We start from the raw sequence: 4,405 nt of genomic DNA on the forward strand, positions 1-4,405 counted from the left end.
GAGGAGGGCGCAGTGCGCTGGTCGCTGCGCGTGGAGCGCGAGACACTGCGCGCGCCACCGCTGGTCGAGAAGCTGCAGGCCGCGCTGCGCAACTGGTCCGGCCAGGCTGAGCTGGTGCTGGACGTTGCGTCTGGCGTGGCGCTGGATTCCCCTGCGCTGCGCGATGCCGAACAGGCCAGGCTGCGCCAGCGCGAGGCCGAACTGGTGGTCCAATCACATCCTTTGGTGCAGTCGCTGCTGGCCCAGTTCAGCACCGCCCGCATCGTGCCCGGCTCGATCAAGCCGACCTGATGATCTGTCTGCGCCGGGGCGTCCGAATGCCCCGGCTTTGCTCCGTACTCCGAAAGAAAGGATCTCCCCATGATGAAGGGTCAACTCGCCGGCCTGATGAAGCAGGCCCAGGCCATGCAGGACAACCTGCGCAAGGCGCAGGATGAGCTGGCGCTGATCGAGGTCGAAGGCCAGTCCGGCGCCGGCCTGGTCAAGGTCGTGATGACCTGCAAGAACGACGTCAAGCGCGTGACCATCGACCCCAGCCTGCTGGCCGACGACAAGGACATGCTGGAAGACCTGGTGGCCGCGGCCTTCAACGACGCGGTGCGCCGCGCCGAGACGCTGAGCCAGGAAAAGATGGGCAAGCTGACGGCCGGCATGCCGCTGCCACCCGGCATGAAGATGCCGTTCTGATCAGCGAGGAACGAGTGATTCCGCGGGACGAGCGCCGGGCCGCCCCAAGCTGGCCCGCAGTCCCCTCGGGGGACCGGCCGACGTTCCCGTCGGGCGAGGGGTGGTCACTGCCGTGAGTCAAACGAGGCTTGACGCGCTGATCGAGGCGCTGCGTCGTCTACCCGGTGTCGGCGTCAAGTCGGCGCAGCGCATGGCCTTCCACCTGCTGCAGCATGACCGCGAGGGTGCCGAGCAGCTGGCCGAGGCGCTGGGCGGCGCGCTGCGTGCGGTGCACCACTGCGAGCGCTGCCACACCTTCACCGAAGCGGCAATCTGCGACATCTGCAGCGACGAGTCGCGGGACGCGCGGCAGCTGTGCGTGATCGAGAGCCCGGCCGACCAGGCCGCGCTGGAGCGCACCGGCAGCTACCACGGCTTCTACTACGTGCTGATGGGCCGCATCAGCCCGCTGGACGGCATCGGCATCAGCGAGCTGGGCGGGCTGTCCATGGTGCAGCGCGCGCTGGATGGCAAGGTCGAGGAGGTCATCCTCGCGACCAGCTTCACGGCCGAAGGCGAGGCCACCGCGCATGTGCTGGCCGAAGGCCTGAAGGCGCAGGGTGTGCGTGTCACGCGGCTGGCGCGTGGCGTGCCGGCGGGCAGCGAATTGGAATATGTGGACCTGTCCACCATCGCGCATGCGATGGTGGACAGGCGCTGACGGACGCGCCTGGCCAGGCTCAGCGCTGCGCGACCCGCACAGGCTTGGCAACCGTCTTCACATTGCGAGTTGCCGGGGCCGGCTTGGTTGCACGAGCCGTGGCGGTACGCGCATTGGCCGTGCTCGCCACTCGCGTTGCAGCACGCTGCGATGGCGCGGCCTGCGGCACGAAGACCACATAGGACACGCCGGGCTTGAATTTCGCGGCCGCAGTCACCTTGTTCCAAGCTGCCACCTGCACGGCGCTGACGCGGTAGCGTTGTGCCACTGCGGCCACGCTGTCCCCCTTCTTGCCGGCGCGCAGCGTCATGCGGCGCAGCGGCGGCACATCCGGTGCCAGGGCCATGGTCGCGTTGTCGGCCAGGGCTTCGGGCACGTCGGCCTCCAGCTTGGCACCACGCGGCACCAGCAGCGTGGAGCCGGCCTTGACCAGCATGCGCGGCGGAATGCGGTTGACCTCGCGCAGCTGCGCTTCGCTCATGCCGACCTGCCTGGCCACTTCGCCCGGGTGCAGCGTGCGCGGGGCCTGCCAGGCGGTCCAGCTGGCCAACTGGCCGCGGAAGGCGCGCAGGTTGTCGGCGAACAGGTTGGCGTTGTCGTAGGGCAGTAGCACCTGCTCGGTGCCGGCGGCGAGGATCACCGGCTTGTTCATCTGCGGGTTCAGCTGCTTGAACTCTTCCAGCGGCACGTTGGCCAGCTTGGCGGCCAGCGCCACGTCCATGTCGCGCTCGATCGGCACGCTGAGGAAATACGGGTGGTTCTTCAGCGGCGGCAGTTGCACCGCAAACTGCTCGGGCTTCGAAACGATGTTCTTGATCGCCTGCAGCTTGGGCACGTAGTAGCGGGTTTCGTCCGGCATCTTCAGGCTGGCGTAGTCGGTCGGCAGGCCGGCCTTCTCGTTGCGCGCAATGGCGCGCTGCACATTGCCTTCGCCCCAGTTGTAGGCTGCCAGCGCGAGCTGCCAGTCGTTGAACATGGTGTGCAGCCGGTCCAGGTAGTCCAGCGCGGCGCGGGTCGAGGCCAGCACGTCGCGGCGGTCGTCGCGGAAGATGTTTTGCTTGAGCGCGTAGTCCTTGCCGGTGGCGGGCACGAACTGCCACATGCCCGAGGCCTTGGCGACCGAGATGGCCTGCGGGTTGAACGCGCTTTCGACAAAGGGCAGCAAGGCCAGCTCGGTCGGCATGTGGCGCTTTTCCAGCTCGTCGACCACGTGGTAAAGGTAGCGGCCGCCGCGCTCGGCCATGCGGCGCATGTACTCGGGCTTGGCAGCATAGAACTGCTCGCGGCTGGCGACCAGTTCGCCTTCGAGGTCCGGCATGGCGTAGCCGTTGCGGATGCGCTGCCAGAGGTCTTCCTGGGCGGTGAGCGCCAGTGGGTCGATCGGGGTGCTGGGCGCCAGCGGGTCGATTGGCCGCACATCGCTGGCCGAATCCGATCCCAAGGCTTCCAGGTTCAGGCCGGCGACCGGGCTGGGGATGGCAGAGACGGTCCGGTCGCTGTCGTCATTCCTCAGCTGGGCCGCTGCCGGGATGGCGGGAACAGCGAGGGCGGGCGTGCGCGACAGGCGCTGGGCGACGGGGCCGCTGGCACTCGACCCGCTGGCCGGGTCGGCAAAGTCTGGGGTGGCGCAGCCTGCCAGCAGGGCGCTCGTTGCCGCCATGAAGCCGAGGATTGTTTTGTTCATCTGAAGACGTTCTTCCATTCACGCAAGGCGGCAAAGGCTGACAGCGGGTCGTGCACCGAGGCGTCGTGTTGACGCGCGGAAGCCATCACCGCGGGCTGTTCGGACCGCAGGAAGGGGTTGATCGCTTGTTCGGTCGCAATCGTCGAAGGCAGCGTGGGCTGGCCCTCGCGGCGCAGCGTTTGGCAGTGTTCGACGTAGGCGGCCAAGGCCGGGTTGGCGGGCTCCACGGCCTGCGCGAAACGCAGGTTCGAGAGGGTGTATTCATGGGCACAGCAGACCCGGGTGTTGCCGGGCAGGGCACTGAGCCTGTTCAGTGAGTCGTGCATCTGCCGTGGAGTTCCCTCGAACAATCGACCACAGCCACCGGAGAAAAGCGTGTCGCCGCAAAACAGCAGCGGCGCCTCGGCGCCGCTGGCAGCAAGAAAGTAGGCGATGTGCCCTGAAGTGTGCCCCGGTACGTCCAGGATCTCGAAGCAAAGGCCTTGCCAACACGCTTGTCCGCCCTGATGCATGCGGGTGACGGGCACCGGCATCGTTTCGCCGGCGGGGCCCCATACGGGGCCTTCGAGTTGCGGCATCAGGGCCGCCACACCGCCAACGTGATCTGCGTGGTGATGGGTCACTAGAATGCCGGTCAGCACCAGATGCTGCGCCGCGAGTGCTTCCTGCACAGGCGCCGCATCACCCGGATCGACGACGAGCGCTTGTCGGCCGTCGTGCAGCATCCAGATGTAGTTGTCGGTGAAGGCAGGCAGTGCGACCAGTTTCATGACAGATGAGGCCCGGATTATAGAGTTGACACACTGGCTGGAAACCCCGCCGGGGCGCTATCTGCTGGACTGGGAGCAGGCCCGCGTCGACGAAGCGGTGGCTGACCTGTTCGGCTTTCACGCGCTGCAGCTGGGCCTGCCGCAAATCGACGCCTTGCGCTGCAACCGCATGCCGCAACGTTGGCTGGCTGGCTTGCCCTCCGGCGATCCGGCGCTCCCCAGGCCTGGGATTGAACGCCAATCGGGGGCCATCATGCTGGATACCCCTGACGGTACGGTGGCCAACCCGGGCTTGCTGTCGTTGCGCCAGCCTTCGCTGTTCTGCGAACCGGAGGCCTTGCCCTTCGAGGACCGCAGCCTGGACCTGGTGGTGATGCCGCATACGCTGGAGATGGCGGCCGACGCACACCGCACGCTGGCCGAGGTGGCCCGCGTGCTGCGGCCCGAAGGGCGGGTCGTGATCTCGGGCCTGAACCCGGTGAGCCTGTGGGGACTGCGCCAGCGCGGCGGCCGGGTGCGGCACTGGCTGGGCGCACGCGAGCGGCCGCTGTTCCTGCCCAGCGA

General features: G+C 67.7%; 5 protein-coding genes and 1 pseudogene. 4 read left to right on the forward strand and 2 right to left on the reverse strand.

Annotation, left to right across the window (positions count from 1 at the left end; all coding sequences use genetic code 11):
- From FKP22_RS22180 to recR, 3 genes and pseudogenes are all read left to right on the forward strand, one after another.
- Positions 1 to 291, forward strand: a pseudogene (locus tag FKP22_RS22180) (DNA polymerase III subunit gamma/tau); the annotation flags it as partial.
- Positions 292 to 360: 69 nt separating this feature from the next.
- Positions 361 to 687, forward strand: a complete 327-nt coding sequence (locus tag FKP22_RS22185) for a YbaB/EbfC family nucleoid-associated protein (protein ID WP_141289860.1) — start codon at positions 361 to 363, stop codon at positions 685 to 687.
- 112 nt (positions 688 to 799) lie between these two features.
- The gene (gene recR / locus FKP22_RS22190) at positions 800 to 1,387 is read left to right on the forward strand and encodes a recombination mediator RecR (protein WP_141289861.1); all 588 of its coding nucleotides are present in this window, start codon (positions 800 to 802) and stop codon (positions 1,385 to 1,387) included.
- A 19-nt stretch (positions 1,388 to 1,406) separates the two neighbouring features.
- Here recR and FKP22_RS22195 read toward each other — a convergent pair whose 3' ends face one another.
- Positions 1,407 to 3,071: a transglycosylase SLT domain-containing protein gene (locus FKP22_RS22195; RefSeq protein ID WP_231012197.1), complete on the reverse strand. Its 1,665-nt coding sequence runs from the start codon at positions 3,069 to 3,071 to the stop codon at positions 1,407 to 1,409.
- A complete protein-coding gene (gloB, locus tag FKP22_RS22200; RefSeq protein ID WP_141289862.1) occupies positions 3,068 to 3,841 on the reverse strand; it encodes a hydroxyacylglutathione hydrolase in 774 nt (257 codons plus the stop codon). Before gloB ends, FKP22_RS22195 begins: the two co-directional genes overlap by 4 nt.
- Before the next feature lie 25 nt (positions 3,842 to 3,866).
- Here gloB and FKP22_RS22205 point away from each other — a divergent pair.
- Positions 3,867 to 4,405: class I SAM-dependent methyltransferase (locus FKP22_RS22205; RefSeq protein WP_310733356.1), on the forward strand; the 539-nt coding region annotated here is incomplete at its 3' end.

This window comes from Ideonella azotifigens, from assembly GCF_006519715.1.
Classification (GTDB): domain Bacteria; phylum Pseudomonadota; class Gammaproteobacteria; order Burkholderiales; family Burkholderiaceae_C; genus Ideonella; species Ideonella azotifigens.

Excerpts from the sequence above, each read along its gene's own strand:
- FKP22_RS22185 (WP_141289860.1), top strand. The coding sequence starts at position 361 with ATGATGAAGGGTCAACTCGCCGGCCTGATGAAGCAGGCCCAGGCCATG.
- FKP22_RS22195 (WP_231012197.1), bottom strand. The coding sequence starts at position 3,071 with ATGAACAAAACAATCCTCGGCTTCATGGCGGCAACGAGCGCCCTGCTG.
- gloB (WP_141289862.1), bottom strand. The coding sequence starts at position 3,841 with ATGAAACTGGTCGCACTGCCTGCCTTCACCGACAACTACATCTGGATG.